Annotated in this window: 21 protein-coding genes and 1 pseudogene; 11 read left to right on the top strand and 11 right to left on the bottom strand. The window is 68.3% G+C overall.

What is annotated here, in order from left to right:
* On the bottom strand, window positions 1-408 hold the full coding sequence (locus FBY21_RS12540) for an NUDIX hydrolase (protein ID WP_074969097.1): 408 nt from the start codon (window positions 406-408) through the stop codon (window positions 1-3).
* Entirely contained in the window at window positions 405-950 is a 546-nt protein-coding gene (locus FBY21_RS12535) for a dihydrofolate reductase family protein (RefSeq protein ID WP_107328584.1), read from the bottom strand. Before FBY21_RS12535 ends, FBY21_RS12540 begins: the two co-directional genes overlap by 4 nt.
* 164 nt (window positions 951-1,114) lie before the next feature.
* On the opposite strand from FBY21_RS12535, the gene FBY21_RS12530 reads away from it, so the two are divergent.
* From FBY21_RS12530 to FBY21_RS12515, 4 genes and pseudogenes are all read left to right on the top strand, one after another.
* A complete protein-coding gene (locus FBY21_RS12530; protein WP_142011375.1) occupies window positions 1,115-2,446 on the top strand; it encodes a DEAD/DEAH box helicase in 1,332 nt (443 codons plus the stop codon).
* Between the two features lie 14 nt (window positions 2,447-2,460).
* Window positions 2,461-2,691, top strand: a pseudogene (locus FBY21_RS12525) (DUF1294 domain-containing protein); the annotation flags it as partial.
* 162 nt (window positions 2,692-2,853) lie between these two features.
* Window positions 2,854-3,912 (top strand): haloacid dehalogenase-like hydrolase, encoded by a 1,059-nt coding sequence (locus tag FBY21_RS12520; RefSeq protein ID WP_044413514.1) that lies wholly within the window; start codon window positions 2,854-2,856, stop codon window positions 3,910-3,912.
* Between the two features lie 70 nt (window positions 3,913-3,982).
* Window positions 3,983-4,708: a substrate-binding periplasmic protein gene (locus FBY21_RS12515; RefSeq protein WP_142011373.1), complete on the top strand. Its 726-nt coding sequence runs from the start codon at window positions 3,983-3,985 to the stop codon at window positions 4,706-4,708.
* On the opposite strand, the gene FBY21_RS12510 is transcribed toward FBY21_RS12515, so the two are convergent.
* On the bottom strand, window positions 4,702-4,998 hold the full coding sequence (locus FBY21_RS12510; RefSeq protein WP_142011370.1) for a hypothetical protein: 297 nt from the start codon (window positions 4,996-4,998) through the stop codon (window positions 4,702-4,704). The genes FBY21_RS12515 and FBY21_RS12510 overlap by 7 nt on opposite strands.
* Window positions 4,999-5,033: 35 nt before the next feature.
* Window positions 5,034-6,794 (bottom strand): S8/S53 family peptidase, encoded by a 1,761-nt coding sequence (locus FBY21_RS12505; RefSeq protein ID WP_142011368.1) that lies wholly within the window; start codon window positions 6,792-6,794, stop codon window positions 5,034-5,036.
* Between the two features lie 141 nt (window positions 6,795-6,935).
* Between FBY21_RS12505 and FBY21_RS12500 the strand changes: the two genes are divergently transcribed.
* Window positions 6,936-7,337, top strand: coding sequence for a transcriptional regulator (locus tag FBY21_RS12500; protein WP_142011366.1), 402 nt, complete (start codon window positions 6,936-6,938; stop codon window positions 7,335-7,337).
* Window positions 7,338-7,340: 3 nt separating this feature from the next.
* Here the strand turns inward: FBY21_RS12500 and FBY21_RS12495 are convergent, their stop codons facing one another.
* Window positions 7,341-7,649 carry a hypothetical protein gene (locus FBY21_RS12495; RefSeq protein WP_044413524.1) on the bottom strand — a complete coding sequence of 103 codons (309 nt, stop codon included), beginning with the start codon at window positions 7,647-7,649 and terminating at the stop codon, window positions 7,341-7,343.
* A gap of 195 nt (window positions 7,650-7,844) precedes the next feature.
* Here FBY21_RS12495 and FBY21_RS12490 point away from each other — a divergent pair, with 195 nt between their 5' ends.
* Window positions 7,845-9,143, top strand: coding sequence for a phospholipase (locus tag FBY21_RS12490; protein ID WP_142011364.1), 1,299 nt, complete (start codon window positions 7,845-7,847; stop codon window positions 9,141-9,143).
* 25 nt (window positions 9,144-9,168) lie between these two features.
* Here the strand turns inward: FBY21_RS12490 and FBY21_RS12485 are convergent, their stop codons facing one another.
* Together FBY21_RS12485 and FBY21_RS12480 are read right to left on the bottom strand one after the other, a co-directional pair.
* A complete protein-coding gene (locus FBY21_RS12485; RefSeq protein WP_074969082.1) occupies window positions 9,169-9,867 on the bottom strand; it encodes an RNA pseudouridine synthase in 699 nt (232 codons plus the stop codon).
* 45 nt (window positions 9,868-9,912) lie between these two features.
* Window positions 9,913-12,261 carry an LTA synthase family protein gene (locus FBY21_RS12480; RefSeq protein ID WP_142011361.1) on the bottom strand — a complete coding sequence of 783 codons (2,349 nt, stop codon included), beginning with the start codon at window positions 12,259-12,261 and terminating at the stop codon, window positions 9,913-9,915.
* A gap of 242 nt (window positions 12,262-12,503) precedes the next feature.
* Between FBY21_RS12480 and FBY21_RS12475 the strand changes: the two genes are divergently transcribed.
* Both FBY21_RS12475 and FBY21_RS12470 read left to right on the top strand, forming a co-directional pair.
* Window positions 12,504-13,343, top strand: coding sequence for a S1 RNA-binding domain-containing protein (locus FBY21_RS12475; RefSeq protein WP_074969078.1), 840 nt, complete (start codon window positions 12,504-12,506; stop codon window positions 13,341-13,343).
* Between the two features lie 178 nt (window positions 13,344-13,521).
* Entirely contained in the window at window positions 13,522-13,791 is a 270-nt protein-coding gene (locus tag FBY21_RS12470; protein ID WP_044413537.1) for a DUF3509 domain-containing protein, read from the top strand.
* A 75-nt stretch (window positions 13,792-13,866) separates the two neighbouring features.
* Here the strand turns inward: FBY21_RS12470 and FBY21_RS12465 are convergent, their stop codons facing one another.
* The 3 genes from FBY21_RS12465 to FBY21_RS12455 all read right to left on the bottom strand — a co-directional run bounded on the left by FBY21_RS12465 (window position 13,867) and on the right by FBY21_RS12455 (window position 15,886).
* Window positions 13,867-14,181, bottom strand: a complete 315-nt coding sequence (locus FBY21_RS12465; RefSeq protein ID WP_142011359.1) for a hypothetical protein — start codon at window positions 14,179-14,181, stop codon at window positions 13,867-13,869.
* Between the two features lie 190 nt (window positions 14,182-14,371).
* Entirely contained in the window at window positions 14,372-14,887 is a 516-nt protein-coding gene (locus FBY21_RS12460; protein ID WP_142011357.1) for a DUF4124 domain-containing protein, read from the bottom strand.
* 69 nt (window positions 14,888-14,956) lie between these two features.
* Entirely contained in the window at window positions 14,957-15,886 is a 930-nt protein-coding gene (locus tag FBY21_RS12455; RefSeq protein ID WP_142011354.1) for a DMT family transporter, read from the bottom strand.
* 121 nt (window positions 15,887-16,007) lie between these two features.
* On the opposite strand from FBY21_RS12455, the gene FBY21_RS12450 reads away from it, so the two are divergent.
* The gene (locus tag FBY21_RS12450; protein ID WP_142011352.1) at window positions 16,008-16,940 is read left to right on the top strand and encodes a LysR substrate-binding domain-containing protein; all 933 of its coding nucleotides are present in this window, start codon (window positions 16,008-16,010) and stop codon (window positions 16,938-16,940) included.
* A gap of 44 nt (window positions 16,941-16,984) precedes the next feature.
* Here the strand turns inward: FBY21_RS12450 and FBY21_RS12445 are convergent, their stop codons facing one another.
* The gene (locus FBY21_RS12445; protein WP_044413549.1) at window positions 16,985-17,194 is read right to left on the bottom strand and encodes a cold-shock protein; all 210 of its coding nucleotides are present in this window, start codon (window positions 17,192-17,194) and stop codon (window positions 16,985-16,987) included.
* A gap of 292 nt (window positions 17,195-17,486) precedes the next feature.
* Here FBY21_RS12445 and def point away from each other — a divergent pair, with 292 nt between their 5' ends.
* Together def and FBY21_RS12435 are read left to right on the top strand one after the other, a co-directional pair.
* Window positions 17,487-18,026 carry a peptide deformylase gene (gene def, locus FBY21_RS12440; RefSeq protein ID WP_142011350.1) on the top strand — a complete coding sequence of 180 codons (540 nt, stop codon included), beginning with the start codon at window positions 17,487-17,489 and terminating at the stop codon, window positions 18,024-18,026.
* A gap of 31 nt (window positions 18,027-18,057) precedes the next feature.
* Window positions 18,058-19,596 (top strand): ComEC/Rec2 family competence protein, encoded by a 1,539-nt coding sequence (locus FBY21_RS12435; RefSeq protein WP_142011347.1) that lies wholly within the window; start codon window positions 18,058-18,060, stop codon window positions 19,594-19,596.
* The last annotated feature ends 1 nt before the right edge of the window (window position 19,597 follow it).

Genomic DNA, 19,597 nt, shown 5'->3' with positions numbered 1-19,597 from the left:
TCAGGCGAAGGCGGGGTGAGCGGCCAGGGCCGGCAGGACCTGTTCCCGCAGCAGTGGGGCCAGGGTGTCCGGCAGCGGTTGGCCGGGGGCCAGCCAGGCCAGTTCCTCCAGCTCGGCGGCGGGTGCCACCGGCTGCTCCAGGCGTGCGACGAAGACCTGGGCCTCGACCCAGGTGTCCGGCTCGTTGGCCGCTGCCGCGCGGAATGACCCCAGCGGGCTCAGGGCCTCGGCCGGCAGGCTCAGTTCCAGCTCTTCCTGCAGTTCACGGCGCAGCGCCTCGTGCGCGCTCTCGCCGGGCTCGCGCTTGCCGCCGGGAAGCATGAAGGCCCGAGTGTTGCGCTTGCGCACCAGCAGCAGGCGGTTGTCGGCGTCGATCAGGCAGGCGGCGGCGATGTCGAGGGTGGTCATGGGGCAGGGGCTTCCGGTAGCAGTCGGTAATGCAGCTGCACCACGCCGGTGGCGAAGCTGCGTTGTTCGTGCAGTTGCAGGCGCCGTTCGAGGCCGGTGGCGAACATCGGGATACCCGCACCGAGCAGGTGGGGGATCACGCTGACGATCAGCTCGTCCAGCAGGCCGGCAGCGTAGCAGGTGCCCGCGAGGGACCCGCCACCTACCAGCCAGACCCGCTTGCAGCCGGCCTCGGCCAGCTCCGCCAGGGCCTCCTGGGGCGTGCTGTGGCGGATCTTCACCTGGGGGCCGGCGGGTTGCAGGTCGGCGCGGGTGAGCACGGTACAGGGCTTGCCGGGGTAGGGCCAGTCGCCGCCCATCGCCAGCACGGTCTCGTAGGTCCCCCGGCCCATCAGCAGACCGTCGATGCTTTCGTAGAAGGCGTGGTAGCCGTGGTCGTCGCCGGAGCGCTCGATGGGTTCGAGCCAGTCCACCCGGCCGTCGGGGCGGGCGATGTAGCCGTCGAGGCTGGTGGCGACGTAATAGATGAGCGAAGCAGTCATGGGGGCTTTCCGCAGAGGGGATCGGGGGCGTCAGGGTTTGGAGTGGGCCGGTCGGGCGCGAGTTCAGTCGTGCGCAGGGGCCGGCGAAGGGATCGCGGGCGTTCGGGCGCGACACAAGGTAACCTACGCAGCTGTTTTCCAGGCTTCCGATCGAGGTGGTACCCGTGTTCTCCCAATTCGCCCTGCACGAACGTCTGCTCAAGGCTGTCGCCGAACTGAAATTCGTCGAACCGACGCCCGTGCAGCAGGCGGCGATTCCCCCGGCGCTGGAAGGGCGCGACCTGCGCGTCACCGCGCGCACCGGCAGCGGCAAGACGGCGGCCTTCGTGCTACCCCTGCTGAACCGCCTGATCGGTGAAGCCAAGCCCCGCGAGCGCATCCGTTCGCTGATCCTGCTGCCGACCCGGGAGCTGGCCCAGCAGACCCTGAAGGAAGTGGAGCGCTTCTCGCAGTTCACCTTCATCAAGTCCGGCCTGGTGACCGGCGGCGAGGACTTCAAGGTCCAGGCCGCCATGCTGCGCAAGCTGCCGGACGTGCTGGTGAGCACCCCCGGCCGCCTGATCGAGCACCTCAACTCCGGCACCGTGAGCCTCAAGGAGGTGGAAGTGCTGGTGCTGGACGAGGCCGACCGCATGCTGGACATGGGCTTCGCCGAGGACATGCAGCGCATCACCGCCGAATGCGCCAACCGCCAGCAGACCCTGCTGTTCTCCGCCACCACCGGCGGCGCGGCCCTGCGCGAGGTGTCCGCCCAGGTCCTGAAGGACCCGCTGCACCTGCGCCTGAACGGCATCGAGCAGCTTAACGAGTCGACCCGCCAGCAAGTCATCACCGCCGACGACGTGGACCACAAGGAAGCCCTGGCGCGCTGGCTGCTGGCCAACGAGACCTACCAGAAGGCCATCGTCTTCACCAACACCCGTGCCCAGGCCGACCGTTTCTACGGCCACCTGGTGGCGGCCGGCTACAAGGCCTTCGTGCTGCACGGCGACAAGGACCAGAAGGACCGCAAGCTGGCCATCGACCGCGTGCGCGAGGGCGGTACCAAGGTGCTGGTGGCCACCGACGTGGCGGCCCGTGGTCTGGACATCGAAGGCATGGACCTGGTGATCAACTTCGACATGCCGCGCTCCGGCGACGAGTACGTGCACCGCGTCGGCCGCACCGGCCGTGCCGGCGGCGAGGGCCTGGCCGTCTCGCTGATCTGCCACAACGACTGGAACCTGATGTCCAGCGTCGAGCGCTACCTCAAGCAGAGCTTCGAGCGCCGCGTGATCAAGGAGCTGAAAGGCACCTACAACGGGCCGAAGAAGGTCAAGGCCTCGGGCAAGGCAGTCGGTACCAAGAAGAAAAAGACCGACAAGAAGAGCACCGGCAAGGCGTCCGCCAAGCCCGCCGCCAAGCGCAAGCCGTCCAGCCCGCGCCGCGAGCAGCCGCAGGTGGTGAGCAGCGACGGCCTGGCACCGCTCAAGCGCCGCAAGCCGGCGGCTGAGTGACCCTCCCTTCGGGCTGGCAGCTGCTGGCCCTCGTCTACCTGGTCATGAGCCTGGTCTGCTTCGTCGCCTACTGGTACGACAAGCGCCAGGCCGTGGCCGGCATGCGGCGCATCCCCGAGGCGCGCCTGCACCTCTTCGAGCTTCTCGGCGGCTGGCCCGGCGGCCTGCTGGCCCAGCGGCTGATCCGCCACAAGAACCGCAAGCTGCCCTACCAGTTGCGCTTCTGGTTCATCGTCCTGCTGCACCTCGGGGCTTTCGGCGCCTGGGTCGCGTGGCGCTGGCACTGAAGTGGACGCAGGCGCGATGGTGCGTGTCGGTTACGGTCATGGCGGTGTCATGGTCCTCTGCTAGGGTCCAGGGGCCCGGGGCGCCTGATGCGCCTCGCCCACCCCGAGGGAACCTACGCGATGACATTGACCCGGACGCTTCTCGCCGCCGCCCTGTGCCTTGGCCTGGCCGGCCCCGCCGCAGCCGCCACCGAACTCGCCCACTGGCCGGCGCCCGCCGCCAAGCAGCTGGACGCGCTGATCGCCGCCAACGCCAACAAGGGCGCCTACGCGGTGTTCGACATGGACAACACCAGCTACCGCTACGACCTGGAGGAGTCCCTGCTGCCCTTCCTGGAAATGAAGGGCGTGCTGACCCGCGAGAAGCTCGACCCGTCGCTCAAGCTCATCCCGTTCAAGGACGTCAACGGCCACAAGGAAAGCCTCAACAGCTACTACTACCGCCTCTGCGAAGTGGACGACCTGGTCTGCTACCCCTGGGTGGCCCAGGTGTTCTCCGGCTTCACCCTGCGCGAGCTGAAGGGCTACGTGGATGAGCTGATGGCCTACGGCAAGCCGATCCCCAGCACCTACTACGAGGGGGATGAGGTCAAGACCATCGAGATCAACCCGCCCAAGCCCTTCACCGGGCAGAAGGAGCTGATGAACAAGCTCCGGGAGAACGGCATCGAGGTGTACATCATGACCGCCGCCCTGGAAGAGCTGGTGCGCATGGTCGCCGCCGATCCCAAGTACGGCTACAACGTGAAGCCCGAGAACGTCATCGGCGTCACCACCCTGCTCAAGGACCGCAAGACCGGCGCCCTGACCACCGCGCGCAAGCAGATCAAGGACGGCCACTACGACGAGAAGGCCAACCTCGACCTGGAAGTCACCCCCTACCTGTGGACCCCGGCCACCTGGATGGCGGGCAAGCAGGCGGCCATCCTCACCTACATCGACCAGTGGAAGAAGCCGATCCTGGTGGGCGGTGATACCCCCGAGAGCGATGGCTACATGCTGTTCCACGGCACCGACGTGGAGAAGGGCGGGCTGCGGGTGTGGGTGAACCGCAAGGCCAAGTACATGGACCAGATCACCGCCATGCAGAAGAAGAACGCCGAGTCCCAGGCCAAGCTGGGCCTGCCGGTCACCGCCGACCGCAACTGGGTGGTGGTGACGCCGGAGGAGATCCAGTAACCGGCCGTCTTGCCCCCTGCGCAGCCACAGCGCCAGCGACTATTCTGCGAGGCAGTGACCAGGGGGTGGCATGGGAAAGTGGTTCATCAGCATCGTGCTGGCAGGGGTGACCCTGCTGGCACAGGGGGAAACCCTGCGGTTCGGTTTCGGCACCGAGAAGCCACCTTATGTATTCGAAGCGGAGCAACGCGGCCTGGAGGTGGAGATCATCGCTGCCGCCGCCCGTGAAGCCGGCTTCGAGCTGGAGTACCACTACCTGCCCATGGAGCGCCTGCACCTGATGCTGGCGCGCGGCGAGCTGGACGGCATTGCCCCCACCAGCGAGCTGAGCCAGGTGCAGGCGTTCTATTCCGACGTCTACCTGCAGTACCACAACTACGCCATCGCGCTGGCCGCCTCGAACCTGACCCTGTCCTCCATCGAGGATTTGGGGCAGTACTCGGTGAGCGCCTTCCAGCGTGCGCGCTTCCTGCTCGGGCCGCGCTTCCAGGCCATGGCCGAGAACAACCCGCGCTACCGCGAAGAGGCCCACCAGATCGCCCGCAACCGGTTGCTGTATGCGCGGCGCATCGATGTGGTCATCGGTGACCGGCGCATCATCAACTACCTCAACCAGGAGGTGAGGGACCAGGTGGACGTGGCCCAGCCGCTGGCCTGGTTCGATCTCTTCGAGCCCACCGACTACAAGGTGGGCTTCCTCCACGCCTACCAGCGCGACCGCTTCAACATCGGCCTGCGGCGCATCCGCGAGAGCGGCGAGTACGGCGTGATCGAGCGCAAGTACGGGCGCTACTGATTCGGTGTCTTGCGTTCGGCCTCGCTGCCGGCGCGTTCCACTTCGCGGGCCCGTCGCTCGGCGGCGGCGCATTCATCGGTGCCCGGCCGGGCGGACGTCTCGGGCTTGTCCTGGCGCAGTTCCTTGTTCACCTGGGCTGCCTGCTTCGGGTCGCTGTCGGTGGCCTGGTGCACCTCGCGGGCCAGTTGCCCACGCTGCTCGACGGCGTCGTCCACGCCGCAGGTGGCCAGGGCCGGCAGCGGTGCGGCGAGCGCCAGTGCCAGGGCGAAGAGCGGGGTACGAGGGTTCATGGTGACCTCCTGTTTCGGCACCTGAGGGGCGTGCGTCAGCGCACGCGGTCGCGGCTCCGGACCGCCAGGTCCAGGGCCTTCTGCATGTCCAGCCGTGCCGAGCGGCCGACATCCGGGTCATCGAGCCGGTAGCGACGTTCCGAGGGCAGGATGGGGGCCGTCAGGTCCTCGGCATCCATGGGCTCGAAGTCATAGTCGCCGCCGATGGTCATGGCGCTGCGGCGCAGCAGCATGCGCAGCTGGTCCGGCTGCAGGCGCGGGTTGATCGAGAGCATGGCGGCCACCACCCCGGTGACCATGGGCGTGGCGTAGGAGGTGCCGCAGTGCACGTCGCCGCGCTGGCCGTCCTGCAGGGTGGAGGCGTGGGTGCAGGCGGCGGCGGTGATGTCCACCCGCATGTCGATGTTCGAGGTGCTGCGCTTGACCGCATAGGCCGGGTCGTCCACCGCCAGGCCTTCGCGTTCGCTGCGCTGGTGGCCGCCCACCACCAGCAACTGGTCGGTGACGAAGGAGGAGGGCAGGCGGTACTCGTCGGTGCCGGAGAAAGAGGCGCCGTTGCCCGCCGAGTTGATCACCACCACATCCGGGTGGGCCTTGCGCAGCCAGAGGAAGAACTCTTCCAGCAGTTCCTCGTAGCCGCTCATGGCGATGCCGGAGCGCACCAGCGAGTCCACCTCGTCGCCTTCCACGTTGCGTGCGCCGACCCGGTGGATGCCCCAGCTCCAGTTGAGGACCCGCACGCCGTCCTCCACCAGGTTCACCGAGGCGGCGATGTTGGCGGTGATGCCGGCATCGGCATTGCGCTCGACGATCACCTCGAAGCCCTGGCTGGCGCCGTCCAGTGCCCGCAGGAAGCCGCTGTTGCCACCGCGCCCGGCATGCGCCGCGAGGATGCCGGCCACGGTGGAGCCGTGGTTGTCCGGGCGCCGTGCGTCGCGAGCGTAGAGGCAGGTGCGCGGCCCTTCGCAGGGACCGAGGTAGTCGGCGAAGTCGGGGGCGTCGAAGTCCACCTCGCGCTCAATCACCCCGATGCGCACCGGGGTGGCCGGCACCGGGGCCTGGTGTGCGGGAATGCGCCGGGTGTAGTAGTTCACCGCGTCCATGAAGCGGTTGGCGGCCCATTCGTCCGAGTCGGGCGCCGGTTTGCTGCGCGCCGGCCCGGCTTCGGATTCTTCGCCCTTCTCGGGGGCGGATTCCTCCACCACCACGGCGTCGACGCTGGTCTCGCTGCCCAGGCGCAGCACCAGGGCATCGCGCTCGGTCAGGTCGCGGGCCGGCAGGCGCAGCTGGTAGACGTTCAGCGGCGGGATCGCGCCGACGACCTGGGCACCGTACTTGCCGGCCAGGCGCTGGGCCTCCTGGGCGCCGTCGCGGTCTTCTTCGATCAGCAGGCTCACCAGGTCGACGTAGGTGGTCAGCCCGTCCATGTTCTTCGCCACCTCATCCGGCCCGGCGGCCAGCACGTGGCTGCGGTTGAGCGACAGCCATACCGGGTTGCTGCGCCGGCCATCGATCTCCAGCCAGACCGGCCCGCTGCGGTGTTCGCGGGCGTCCACCTGCAGGCGCAGCCGGCCCTCGGCGGGCTCCCGCTCCACGGCCAGGGTGCGCCCGCCCAGGTGCAGCACGGGGTCGGCCTTGCCCAGCCCGCGCACGCCGAGGCACCAGGTCTGCCGGGTCGGCTCCAGCAGGTCCCCGCAGCGGGCCAGCCGCTCGATGCGCAAGGGCTCCGGGCCGGCTTCGGCCAGGCCGGACAGGGCCAGCAGCACGGGAGCGAGGCAGGCGGGACGAAGGGGCATCGGCGGTTCTCCTGGATCGGGCCTTGTGCAGTTCCGACTGCCCCCGGGCGGCTTTCGTTCAGGTGACCGTCCGCCTCGTCGGTCGAACCGCCCGGGCGTCGTCCGGTCGCAAGGAAGAGGACCACCACAGGAGTCATCGCCATGAACGAGCACTACGACTGGGAACTGATCGAACGCCTGCTGCACGAGGCGCAGAACGGCGCCAACCGACCCTTCGCCCCGCGCGAGTACGCCGCGCAACTGGCCGAGGAACGCCTGGCCAGCGGTCGCGACCCTGGCGGCAACCTGGATGCGCTGAAGATGCGCGCCGCGGACTACGAGGCTCTGCTGCTGGAGGGCGGCTACCTGGAACACCGCCCGGAAGCGGAGGGTGGCAACGGCGAGAATTTCATGCTGGGCGCGCGTGGCGTGCGCCTGCTGGAGATCCTCGGCAGCAGCCTGCCGGCGCATCTGCAGGTGCGCGAGCAACTGACCGAGCGCGGCAGTGCGGCGCTGGTGCCGGAGGTGTTCGACACCCTGGCCGACCAGGCGGCCAGGGCCTGAGCCTCAGTAGTTCGGCGGGGTCTCCGGTAGCACCTCGGGATCGGGGATGTAGGGCATGGCCCAGGGGTCGAGGTTGCGCCCCTGGTGGGTCAGGTCCAGCCGAACCTGTTCCAGCACGCCGGCCAGGCGCACCGGGTCGGCGTACTGGGTGCTGCGGACGTGGCTGATCTCCAGCACCTTGCCGCCGTGGAGGTCGGTCACGGTGAAGCTGAAGCTGTCGTCCTCGTCATGGGCCCGGGCCTGGCAGCCATAGGGCAGGAAGGCCTGGGTGGCCAGGCGCATGGCGGTGTCGCGGGTGATCGGCGTGGTCATGGCGGGCTCCTCGTGGATGGGGTCGCAGAGGGTGGACCACCGGCCCTGTGGCACGGGTTCCCATGGCCCGACGAGGGGCAGCGACCGATTTGGTGAGTCGCCTGTCCTGCCTGGACAGTGCCCCGGCGTTCCTTCGATTGTTACCCTTGCGTGACGAGCGCCCCGGCAAGAGGGCGCCCCAGACACGGAGATGCAATGAAACGCCTGCTGCTCGCCCTCTGCGGCCTGATCGCCTGTTCGCCGGCCACCCTGCTGGCCTGGTCCAACCATTCCCTCGGCACCTGGCTGGCGCTGGCCGACCTGCCCGAGCTGCGCCAGGCCGAGCCGGTGCAGGTGGAGCGCCTGGAGGACTTTCTCGCAGCCGAGGCGGTGGCCCTGCAGCAGGTACTGGACGAGCAGGAGGCGCGTGCCCGCGAGGAGCTGCCGGACTACCCGGCCCGGCCGGACAGCCTGCGCTGGACTGCCGATGGCAGCGGCGACCGGCGTCGTGCCTTCCTCATGGCGCTGCGGGTCAGCCCGGAAATCCGCCTGGCGTATTTCGTCCAGGCGCTGCCGGGGCTGGAGCTGCCGGCGGCCAAGGTGCTGCCGGCCCAGGACGTGCTGGTGTTCCGCAAGCTGAGCCTGTGGAACGAATGGCGCTTCCTGGCCGTGGAGCCGGGGGAGCGGGTGAGTCCCCGCGCGGTGCTCGCCAGCGCGGCGGACGAGCCGGACTACGGGCACGACATCAACCTCTTCTCGGACAACCCCGGCGAGGTTGGCGCGCTCTACGGCTTCGGCCCCCAGCCCTTCGGTGATGCGCGTTTCGAATACTCGTCACAGGCGCCGTTCCACATCGGCTACTACCACGAGTCGGCGGTCATCTATCAGGCCGCGCCGTTCCTCGCCCGCACCTACCCGGAGCTGCGCGTGCGCCAGTACATGGCGCTGGCGCGGCTGGCGTTCGAGAGTGGCCACTCGTACTGGGGCTATCGCTTCCTCGGCTGGGCGCTGCACTACGTGCAGGACCTGACCCAGCCCTACCACGCCAAGGCGCTGCCCGGTGAAAACACCGCCACGCTGATGTGGACGGCCATCCAGGCGGCGTTGGGCGATACCTCGGGCAAGGAGGCGGCCATCGAGCGGGTGGCGACCCGCCATACGGAAGTGGAGAAGTACCAGGCCGACTGGTTGCGCCGGCTGCTGCGCGAGGGGCGCAATGACGACCCGCTGCTCAGGGCCTATGCGGACACGTCGGACGACGAACGCTACCCGCCGTTCGGCCCCGGCTACCTGCAGGACGTGGTGGCGCAGGAGTCCTATGAGGCGGCGGACGAGTTCGACGAGCGCATCGGCCTGTGGCTGGCCGGTGCCCAGCCGGGTCAGGGCTTCAGTGCGGGCAACCAGCTCAAGCCGGCGGAGACCGATCCGGCGCTGAACGAGGTGCTGGTGAAGCTGATCCGGCATTTCGCCGGGCACACCCGCAACCTGGTGAAGACCACCCTGGACAATCCATAGGAAGGCGGGCCATTGGCCCGCCGCTTCAGAACTTCTCGCCGGGCAGCAGGTAGCGCCACTGCCCCGGCTGCAGCCGTGCTGCCGAGACGCCGCCCAGGCGCAGGCGCCGCAGGCCCAGCAGCTCCAGGCCGAGGTGCTCGCAGATCTGCCGCAGCTGGCCGGGGCGCGGGCTCTTCAGGGCGATGCGCAGGCGGTTCTCGCTCTGCCAGCTGACCTTGGCCCGGGGCAGCGGGCGGCCCTTGTGCTCGACCCCGCGTGCCACCCGCGCCAGGTGTTCGGCATCGGCTTCGCCGCGCACGTCGACGGTGTATTCCTCTTCCAGCGGGCGCTCGAAGCGCAGGGTGACGCCGTGGGCCTGGGTGAAGATCACCAGGCCGCTGGCCCGGGGTTCCAGCGGGGCCATCTGCGTCAGCCGCGAGAAGTGCTTGCGCAGGGTGCGCTCGCCGGCCTGCTCCGCCGCCAGGTTGGCCGGCACCAGCAGGGCGCGGGCGCCGTCCTCATCCACGCCGGCGGGTTTGTGCAGCAGCAGGGTGACCGGCGGCACCGGCGTCGGCTTGGCGTCGGGGTGCAGGTTGATGACTTCGTCGGTCACCCGCGCGTGGGGTTCTTCCACCACCTGGCCGGCGACGCTGACCCAGCCGTTCTCGATGTACAGCTCGGCGTCGCGGCGCGAGCAGGGCAGCAGCTCGGCGAGGCGCTTGGAGAGGCGGATGGGGTCGGTCATGGTGCGGGCTCCTGTGGCGGGGCCCGCATTGTCCCCGGTGCGCGGTCAGCGCACCAGGGTTTCCGGCTCGGCGTCGACCGGTAACAGCTCGGGCAGGGCCTCGGACTCGGCTTCCCCGGTGCTCTCCAGGTCGCTGTCGACCGTCTCCGGATGGCGGGCGAACAGGTTGAGCACCCGGGCGATGCCCTTGCGCTCGGGGGCGGTCCCGGCCACCTGGCTGGCAGCCTCCGGCGCGGCAGGGAGATTAGGCAGCGGCTGGGTGACCACCTTGAAGTTGCTGATCTCGATGGTGCCGCGCCCTTCGGCCAGCAGGTGGAAGGAGAACGCCTTGCGTGCCTCGGGGTTGTCGAAGGCGAAGTGCAGGGTTACCGGCTTGCCGCGCTTGAGCAGCGGGAACTCGGGAAGGGCCAGGGCCACGTCGCGCTCGAACTCCTTGGTCTTGAGCTGCAGGCGGGCGCCCTTGGCGTCCATGGCGTGGACCTTGATGGTCAGCTCCACCTCGGTGCGGGTGTTCTTCGGCAGCTCCAGGTACTGGGCGCCGATCAGGTTGTCGGCCCAGTCGTCCTTCACCTGCTGCTTCAGGCGGATGCGCTCGCGAGTGGCGAACTGGTATTCCTGGCCCACCTGGCCGCCGACCAGGGACTGGTCCAGCAGGGTGCCACGGGTGGCCACCTGACGGGCTTCGCGGCCGCTGAAACGGCCTTCGAAGCGGGCCTGGTCGGCGATGAAGCCTTCACTGCGGTAGCGCCGGCAGACCTGCTGGAAGTCGCACTCGACGAAGTGCTCCTTGCCGTCGTGGTAGCGCAGCATGCCGTTGGTGTAGGAGATCATCTCGCGGCCCTGCTCGTAGTCGCGGAACAGCGAGCGGCCGGCCAGGCTCAGCGGGACGCGGTAGCCGAAGTAGTCGAGCACCGAGGCGGTCAGGTCGACGTGGCCGTAGACGCCCCCCTTGATCGGCGGCAGGGCGGCCTGCTCGGGGGCCAGCACCAGGTTGAAGCCCCAGGCGGAGGCCAGGCGCACCTGGTCGATGCCGTGGGATTCGTCGGAGGTGATGATGACCAGGGTGTCCTTCAGTACGCCCTGTTTCTCCAGGCCGCTGAGGAAGGCGTCCACGGCATCGTCCAGGTAGGCGATGGCGGCGCGCTTGGCGTCCGGGTAGCGGGCCAGGTAGTCCTCCGGCGCCGAGTAGGGCTGGTGGGTGCCGACGGTGAGCAGGGTGAGCATCCACGGCTTCTTCTGCTTGCGCAGTTGCTGCACGTAGGTCTGCGCGCCCTCGAAGAAGGCCTTGTCGTCCATGCCCCAGGGGAATTCGAGGTAGGGGGTGTTGCGGAACCAGTCACGGCCCTGGGTCTTGTCGAAGCCCATGCGCGGCATGATCTTGTCCTTGGCCATGAAGCGCAGCCCGGCACCCTGCAGGAAGTGGGTGCTGAAGCCGTGCTGGTGCAGCTGGGCCGGCAGGCAGTCCTGGGCGCGGGTGGGGTTGTTCAGCAGTTCCAGGCCCTTGGGGGTGCCGGAGTCGAGCTTGCTGTAGTCACCGCAGAGCATGGCGTAGAGGCCGCGGATGGTCTGGTGGCTGTGGAGCACGTAGTCCGGCGTGGTCATGGCGCGTTCGGCCCACTGGCTCAGGCGCGGCATGGGCGATTCGGCGTAGTGGCTGTTGATGGCGGCGCGGTTGGCGGCGATATAGGCCCCCGGGATGCCTTCCAGGGTGATCACCAGCACGTTGCGCGCCTGGCCGGGGCCGGCCAGCAGCGGGGTGCCGTCGAGGTCCAGGCGGGCCAGGCCGGCGATGTCCGGCGGGCTTTCCGGCTGGTCCCCGGCGAGCCAGTCTTCCACGGCCATCTGGCCGCTGCTGAGGGCGCCGGCGAGCAGCTTGTGGGGCAGGTTGAACTGGCGCCACTGGTCCGCTTCGCTGGGGTGCAGGTACTGCAGGGTGGCGTGGCCGGCCAGCAGGGCCAGCGGCACGGCCAGCCAGGCACGGGCCGGGCGTTTGGCCGGGCGATGCCAGGCCAGCAGGGCGGCGAGGATGCCGATGGCCAGTGCGCCAGCCAGCCAGGGGTAGGTCAGCCCGCCGCCCTGGGTGGAGTGGCCGACGAACTGCGGGTCCAGCAGGTACTTGAGGTCGCTCGGCTCGGGCATGCGCCCGACTGCGCCCACCAGCTCGGCCGTCCCCAGCATGATCAGCGCCCAGAACAGCATCACCGGCAGCGCTACCCAGCGCGGGCGACCATACAGCAGGGCCACCAGGAGGCTGCCGAAGGCCAGGTCGGAACCGTAGCCGAAGCCTTCGCTCCAGCCGAGCAGTGCACGGCTGACCAACGGGATGCCAATGAACAGGACGATGAGCAGGAACAGGTGGAGGGGAGCAGACAGCCAACGGCCGATGGTGCGCACAGGAACTCCTGAGATAGGGCAGCGAGAATCCGAAAAGCGGGCGTGTGTTTCAACGCGGACACGATTCTGAAACATCATTGTGCTAGCGGCCAGTAGACAACGCCGGCAATGCGGAATTCTCCGCATCAAGGTGTTTCAGCGAAGCGGCGACGGGCGGCGTCGTGAGGCCGTCGAGCGGTGTGCGTGGCCCCGTTGCGGCGGGGGCTGTAGAATGCGCGCCCTGTCAATTCGAGGTACGCGAGATGGCCCTGATCGGTCGATTCAACAGCCTGCCGGTGGCCAAGCACACCGATTTCGGTCTCTATCTGGACGGTGGTGCGGAAGGCGAGATCCTCCTGCCCCGGCGTTATGTGCCCAAGGACCAGCCCTGCGAAGTGGGTGACTGGCTCAACGTGTTCGTCTACCTCGACAGCGAGGACCGCCTGATCGCTACCACTCAGAAACCCAAGGTCCAGGTGGGCGGTTTCGCCAGCCTGAAGGTGGTAGAGATCAACCGCATCGGCCTGTTCCTCGACTGGGGCCTGCCGAAGGACCTGCTGCTGCCGCACTCGGAAGAGAAGCGCCCGCTGCAGGTGGGCGACTACTGCGTGGTGCACGTCTACCTCGACCGCTCCCGCCGCATCACCGCCACGGCCCGGCTGGACCGCTACCTGGACACCACTCCGGCCCGCTACAGCGTGGGCCAGGAAGTGGACCTGCTGGTGGTGGAGCAGACCGACATGGGCTTCAAGGCCATCATCGAGGACCGCCACTGGGGGCTGATCCACCGCAACGAGGTGTTCAAGTTCCTGCGCAGCGGCATGCGCGAGAAGGGCTACATCCGCGAGATCCGCCCCGACGGCAAGATCGCCCTGAGCCTGCAGCCCCAGGGGCAAGCCGCATCGTCCGACCTCGCCGAGCGCATCCTCGAGCGTCTGCGCGCCGAAGGTGGCCGCCTGGCATTGAGCGACAAGAGCCCGCCGGAGGTGATCGCCCAGATGTTCAACGTCAGCAAGGGCAACTTCAAGAAGGCCATCGGCGGCCTCTACAAGCGCGGTGAGATCGTCATCCACGAGGACGGCATCGAGCTGGCGCGCCGCTGAATCGCATCGTGCATATTGCCCGGTGATTTTCGGCTGATCGGGCGAAATGCACGAAAGCGGGTTGGGCTTATTTCATCAACGCATTGATTTTATTGGGCTTTCGCTTGTCTCAAGGCTGGCACGCTGCCTGCAGGACACCCTGCCAGGAAAAATTTTGCCCCTTGGAGAGTGAAACGCTATGGGTCTCGACATCAAGCAGTTGGCCAAGGCCTTTCCCGACTACGCGCTCAGCGCCCAGCGCCGCCCCGACGGTGGCTACGTGGTGGTGCTGGAGAAGGACGACACCCGCTTCCAGCGCGTGGTGCCGGCGCTCAAGCAGCCGGCCCAGCTGGAGCTGATCATCGCCACGCTGCGCCGCGACATCGCCCTGGAGCTGGGCGAGGTGCCGCCGGTGGAGTCGTTGCGCAACCTGCACAGCACGCCGCTGCCGCGTTACTTCGGCGCCTGATTTCCATACGGCAGAACGCCGGCCTGGGGCGACCCGGGCCGGCGTTCTCGCGTCTGCGCTGGGTGGCGAAGCGGATCAGGTTTCCACGCCAGCGGGCGGCATCATGGCGTCGCCCTCCTTCGGGCGCTCGCCCTCGGCACGGGGTGGTTGTTCGGGCTGTTCGCCGGGTTGTGCCTTGAGCCATTCGCGGGTGGCCTGCTGCGCCTTGTCCACTTCCTTGTTCACCTGGTCCACGGTGTCGTTGATGGCTTCACGGGCCAGTTCCTCGGCGGCTTCGCGGGTCTTCTCGGCGAGGCGGCCGGCCGACTCCTGGGCCATGTCGCAGCCAGAAAGGGCCAGCAGCAAGCCGCTGCCGAACAGCAGGGAGGGGAGGCGGGAAAGCGTGGGCATGGTTGGGCTCCGTAGGGCTGGCCGCAGATCGGGCCGATGTCGCCCGGCATGATCAGGCACGCCGGCCCCGGCGTGAACGCCCCGGGCGCAGGGAAACTGTGAGCGGAGATGACAGGTGAAACGACCCCGGACCCCCAGCGGCGACTCTATGGGGTCCGAGGCCTGAGGCCGCCGGTCATCGGCCTCGTTGTCACTGACCCGTGCCCGTGCTCGATGGTTCCCCGGTGGTCGACGAACTGCTGTTGGGGGAGGGGGCAGGGTTCTGCTGGCGCTGACGGGCTTCGCGCTCGCGTTGCTGGCGCAGTTCCAGCTCCATGCGCTGGCGGCGCAGTTCGTAGTCGCGGTCGTAGCTGTCCTTCTTCTCGCGCTCGGCGCTTTCGCGCATCTCGTTGACCCGCACATCGCGGTCGCTGGCGGCGCTATCGCCGACCACGGTGACGCGAGCACCGCGCTGGGGCGGGGGCGTGCTGGCGGCGGGCGCGGCAGGTGCGGCCTCATGGCTGACAGGGGGGGACACCACCAGGGGCGGCGGAGGCGGCGGCACATCGCTGGGGGGCGGTGCCTCGCGCATTTTCGTCGCCTGCCCTTCGGTGGCGGGGCAGGGCACGGCGGAGTAGCTGACAGCGCCGTCGTTGCCGACGCATTTGTAAACGGCCGCCTGCGCCAGCATGGGCAGCAGGCAGAGGCCGAGCAGGGCCGATCTCAAAGTGCATCCCTCACTTCGTCTGAAACGGCCGACAGGCTATCAGCCCTTTTTCCTGACCGATAGGTGCAATCAGGTGCTGTGTGTCACGCGCCGACGCGCCAGGTGGTCGCGCAGCAGCTCGGCGCCGGTAACCAGCAGCAGGCCGCCCAGTACCAGCAGGCCGCCGAAGATGAAGGAGGGGTCCAGCGGCTCGCCCAGCACCAGCACGCCGAAGCCGACGCCGAACAACGGGGTCATGAACGACAGCATCGACAGGCGCGAGGCGAGGTAGCGGCGCAGCAGCCAGAACCATCCCAGGTAGCTGATCAGTGCCACCACCACCACCTGGAAGCCGAGGCTTAGCAGGGCGCGGTCGCTGGGGACCAGGCCCAGGCGGCCGGTGGCGGCGGCCACCGCCAGCAGGACCACGCCGGCAACGCTGAGCTGGTAGAAAAGCGTCTTCACCGGAGCGGCTTCCGACAGGCTCGAGCCCCGGATGAGCACGGTGGTGGCGCCCCAGGCGATGGCGGCGCAGATGCCCAGCGCATCACCGAACAGGCTGCCTGCGGCGTTCCCCGGCTTGCCGAGAAAGGCCAGGGCGATGCCGCCGAAGGCCACCAGCACGCCCAGCCACTGGACCGGCGACAGGCGTTCCTCGGGGAGGATCAGGTGCAGCCCCAGGGCGGCGAAGATCGGCGCGGTGTAGAGGAACACCGCGATGTGGGATGCGCTGGTGCGGACCAGCCCTTCGGAGATGAAGAAGAACTCCAGGGTGAACAGCAGGCCGACCCCGAGCCCCGGCAGCAGGGTGCCGTCACCGAAGGCACCACGGCCTTCCCGCCACAGGGTGATGGCGCCCAGCACCAGCGCGGCGATGCCGGAGCGGATGGCCAGTTGCAGGACCGGCGCCACGTCCTGCTCCACCAGCTTGATGGAGACCTGCTGGAAGCCCCAGATGATGCAGAGCAGCAGCATCAGGCCGCAGGCGAAAGGGTCCAGGGGCAGGCGTGTGGGTCTCATCGATGACTCGCAAGGCAGGGGCCGCACAGGTGGGCCGGAAGGGCGGCAGGATGGCGAGCGGGCGCCTTGCATTCAAACGATGTTTTGTCATCATGCTTTGACTTCAACTCAAAGCATTCCCATGCGCACACCATCCCTTGTCGCCCTGCGCGCCTTCGAGGTCGCCGCCCGCAGCCGCAACTTCACCGATGCCGCCCACGAGCTGTCGGTCACTCCGGGTGCCGTCAGCCGGCAGATCCGTCTGCTGGAGGAAGAGCTCGGGGTCAGCCTGTTCGACCGTACCCGCAACACCGTCACCCTCAACGACAACGGCCGGCGCCTGGCCGCTACCGTGTCCCAGGCGTTCGCCCTGCTGGCCGAGGGGGCGGCGGCGCTGCGGGGCATGCCCGAGGGGCCGCTGCAGGTCAGCTGTGCGCCCTCCATCGCCTCCCACTGGTTGATGCGCCGGCTCAACCAGTTCTCCGGCACTCATCCGGACATCGCCCTGAGCCTGGAGGCTACCGAAGAGCTGGTGGACCTGGAGCGCGGCGAGGCCAGCCTGGCGATCCGCTTCGTCACCGAGGGCACCGCACTGCCCGCCAGCGAGCTGCTGTTCCGCGAAGTGTTCTTCCCGGTGTGCAGCCCGGCCTACCTGGAGGCCCATCCGGTCCGCGAGCCGGGTGATCTCGTGGGCGCGCGGCTGGTCCACGCCCATTGGAAGAGCGCCAGCAACCTGCGGATTCCCGACTGGGGGGACTGGTTCGAGCGCTATGTCGGCGCGCGCGTCGATACCTCGGCCGGCATCCGCTTCGGCCTGATCGGGCATGCGATCCAGGGTGCGGTGAATGGGCAGGGCTTTGCGTTGGGGTCGACGGCGCTGGCGGGGGACGACATCGCGCAGGGGCGACTGGTGCTGCCGTTCGGTGAGGCGTGTCGCTTGCCGACACCCTGGGAATACCGCCTGGCCTGGAGCCGGAAGGGGCAGCCCAGCGAGCGGCTACGCCGGCTGATCGACTGGCTGGTGGCCGAGGCTCGCGCCAGTACGAACATCAGCGAAGCCAAATCGCAGGCATGAAAAAACCGGCCCGAGGGCCGGTTTTTCCGGAAGACGGTCGGTGATCAGATCACTTGGACTTCGTCTGCCTGCATGCCCTTCTGGCCCTGAACGGCTACGAAGGAAACCTTTTGGCCTTCCTTCAGAGTTTTGAAGCCGTTGGACTGGATGGAGCGGTAGTGGACGAACAGGTCCGGGCCGTTGTCAGTGGTGATGAAGCCGAAGCCTTTTTCATCGTTGAACCACTTAACGGTGCCAGTTTGACGATCAGCCATTTGGAGTAACTCCTTGAACAAAGTTGACACGGCGAGGACTTTCCACGCCGGACTGAGCGCAAAGAGTACAAATCGAAGCTTGGAACATGGATCGATTTACGTCACACATGCAGCACAGTGGGCAACACCATACCCGTCATTTCGGGGATTGCCTACCGTTTTTTAGCGCTGCGTTGAAAGACCCGTTTGCGCCCCCCGCCGAGGTGCGTTGCAAAGCCGTTGCGACCCTTGCCAGCGGGCGCGTTTGCAGGCTTCATCGAGCCCCTCCAGCCACCGTTCCGGAATGCCCGAGATGATCCGCGAAATCCTCCGCATGGGTGACCCGCGCCTGCTGCGCATCGCCCCGCCCGTGCCTGACGAGATGATCGGCAGCGCCGCCCTCAAGACGCTGATCGACGACATGTTCGAAACCATGCACCACGTCGGCGGCGTCGGCCTGGCCGCCCCGCAGATCGGCGTCGACCTGCAGCTGGTGATCTTCGGGTTCGAGCGCAGCGAGCGATACCCCGACGCGCCGGCCGTGCCACCCACCATCCTCCTCAACCCGGTGATCACTCCCCTGGACGATGCCCGCGAAAGCGGCTGGGAAGGTTGCCTCTCGGTGCCCGGCCTGCGTGGCTGGGTGCCGCGCTACCGTGCCATCCGCTACCAGGGCGTCGATCCAGACGGCCAGCCCATCGATCGCACCGTCGACGGCTTCCACGCCCGCGTCGTACAGCATGAATGCGACCACCTGATCGGCCGGCTTTACCCCTCGCGCATCGAAGACTTCACCCGCTTCGGCTTCACCGAGGTGCTGTTCCCCGGCCTCGATCCCACGGCCGACGACTGACCCGCCCAACACGCCCGGAAGGAGCCCGAGCATGACCGCCCAGCACGCCATCGCCGTCGACCTCGCCAACGTCTACGACAGCCCGGAACGCAACACGCTGCTCTACACCCTCGCCTGGGGGGATTTCGTCGAGGTACTGGAGGTGACCGAGCGGCATGTGCGCATCGCCACCCACACCTACGAGGAGCGCCCCGACGGCAGCATCCTGCCCGTCGCCACCGAGGCCTGGCTGGTGCCTCCGCGCTCGGCCAGGCGCCGCGACGGCAAGCCCCTGCGACCGGCCGACCTGGTCATGCCGCGCACGGAAAGCCGGGTGCTCAAGGTCAACTTCGTCGACGTGCAGCAGGGCGATGGCGCGGTGATCGAGACCCCAGGCGGGCAGGTGATGCTGGTGGACGGTGGCGACAACCAGATGTTCGCCCGCTACCTGGCCGCTCGCTACCGCGGCTCCTCGCCCGAGGCGCCCAAGGTGATCGACTGCATCCTCGTCACCCACGGCGATGCCGACCACTTCTCCGGGCTGACCCAGATCCACCGCTCGGAAACCAACGCCGAACCGCGCAAGCGGTTGTTCATCGAGCCCCGGCGGATCTACCACAACGGCCTGGTCAAGCGTGCCGCCAAGGGCCTCAAGGAAACCGAGCAGCTCGGCCCCACCCGCCAGGTCGGCGACGCCCTGCTGGTCTCGCCCCTGCTGGACAACCCCCTGGACGTACCGGCCGAGGCGATGAACACCGACTTCCGCGCCTGGCGCAAGGCGCTGGAGGCCTGGTCGAACCGGGCCCGCCAGCCCATCGAGTTCCGCCGGCTGTCCTTCGGCCAGCACGATGCCTTCGACTTCCTCCGCAAGGAGGGGGTGGACGTCCAGGTACTCGGCCCGTTGCCGGTTGGCGAAGGCGTCGACGCCGGCCTGCCGTTCCTCGGTGCGCCACCCGCCGGGCCCCGTGTCGGCCATGACTCGCTGGAAACGGCGCCCACCGGCTTCTCCGGGTACTCCGCCTCCCACACCATCAACGGCCACTCCGTGGTGTTCCGCCTGGCCTATGGCGGCTTCAGCTACCTGTTCTGCGGGGACCTCAACGACGAAGCCGGACGCACCCTGGCCCGCCAGCACGATGCCGGGCAGGTCAACCTGCGTTCCGAAGTGTTCAAGGTGCCGCACCACGGTTCGGCGGACTTCTCCGGGGCGCTGTTCAAGCGGGTGTCCCCGGTGGTCAACGTCGTCTCCAGCGGCGACGACCCGATGAACGAATACATCCACCCCCGCGCCACCCTCATGGGCGCCCTGGGGCGGCATTCCCGGGTCGAGGAGCCGCTGGTGTTCGTCACCGAACTGGTGGCGTTCTTCCGCATGGAAGGCTGGGCCCGCCTGACCGACGCCCAGAAGGCCGAGCGCCGTGGCGACTTCTATGCCTTCAGCCGGACCGCCTACGGCCTGGTGAAGACCCGCACCGACGGCCAGCGCCTGCTGGTCTACACCGACAGCGGCAAGGCCAACCTCAAGGAAGCCTACTGCTACGAACTGGACGAGGCCGGCGAGCCGCGCCCGGTGCCGGTGCTGAAGGCCTGAC

The sequence above is a fragment of the Pseudomonas sp. SLBN-26 genome, assembly GCF_006715895.1.
In the GTDB taxonomy this organism is placed as follows: Bacteria; Pseudomonadota; Gammaproteobacteria; order Pseudomonadales; family Pseudomonadaceae; genus Metapseudomonas; species Metapseudomonas otitidis.
Note: the sequence above shows the minus strand (reverse complement) of the source record. Positions and strands in the feature narration are given on the sequence as shown.

Coding starts and splice junctions, on each gene's coding strand:
- FBY21_RS12455 (WP_142011354.1), bottom strand. CDS start 15,886: ATGAGACCCACACGCCTGCCCCTGGACCCTTTCGCCTGCGGCCTGATG.
- FBY21_RS12500 (WP_142011366.1), top strand. CDS start 6,936: ATGAACGAGCACTACGACTGGGAACTGATCGAACGCCTGCTGCACGAG.
- FBY21_RS12445 (WP_044413549.1), bottom strand. CDS start 17,194: ATGGCTGATCGTCAAACTGGCACCGTTAAGTGGTTCAACGATGAAAAA.
- FBY21_RS12515 (WP_142011373.1), top strand. CDS start 3,983: ATGGGAAAGTGGTTCATCAGCATCGTGCTGGCAGGGGTGACCCTGCTG.
- FBY21_RS12490 (WP_142011364.1), top strand. CDS start 7,845: ATGAAACGCCTGCTGCTCGCCCTCTGCGGCCTGATCGCCTGTTCGCCG.
- FBY21_RS12485 (WP_074969082.1), bottom strand. CDS start 9,867: ATGACCGACCCCATCCGCCTCTCCAAGCGCCTCGCCGAGCTGCTGCCC.
- FBY21_RS12520 (WP_044413514.1), top strand. CDS start 2,854: ATGACATTGACCCGGACGCTTCTCGCCGCCGCCCTGTGCCTTGGCCTG.
- FBY21_RS12505 (WP_142011368.1), bottom strand. CDS start 6,794: ATGCCCCTTCGTCCCGCCTGCCTCGCTCCCGTGCTGCTGGCCCTGTCC.
- FBY21_RS12475 (WP_074969078.1), top strand. CDS start 12,504: ATGGCCCTGATCGGTCGATTCAACAGCCTGCCGGTGGCCAAGCACACC.
- FBY21_RS12510 (WP_142011370.1), bottom strand. CDS start 4,998: ATGAACCCTCGTACCCCGCTCTTCGCCCTGGCACTGGCGCTCGCCGCA.
- FBY21_RS12495 (WP_044413524.1), bottom strand. CDS start 7,649: ATGACCACGCCGATCACCCGCGACACCGCCATGCGCCTGGCCACCCAG.
- FBY21_RS12540 (WP_074969097.1), bottom strand. CDS start 408: ATGACCACCCTCGACATCGCCGCCGCCTGCCTGATCGACGCCGACAAC.
- FBY21_RS12465 (WP_142011359.1), bottom strand. CDS start 14,181: ATGCCCACGCTTTCCCGCCTCCCCTCCCTGCTGTTCGGCAGCGGCTTG.
- FBY21_RS12470 (WP_044413537.1), top strand. CDS start 13,522: ATGGGTCTCGACATCAAGCAGTTGGCCAAGGCCTTTCCCGACTACGCG.
- def (WP_142011350.1), top strand. CDS start 17,487: ATGATCCGCGAAATCCTCCGCATGGGTGACCCGCGCCTGCTGCGCATC.
- FBY21_RS12435 (WP_142011347.1), top strand. CDS start 18,058: ATGACCGCCCAGCACGCCATCGCCGTCGACCTCGCCAACGTCTACGAC.
- FBY21_RS12535 (WP_107328584.1), bottom strand. CDS start 950: ATGACTGCTTCGCTCATCTATTACGTCGCCACCAGCCTCGACGGCTAC.
- FBY21_RS12450 (WP_142011352.1), top strand. CDS start 16,008: ATGCGCACACCATCCCTTGTCGCCCTGCGCGCCTTCGAGGTCGCCGCC.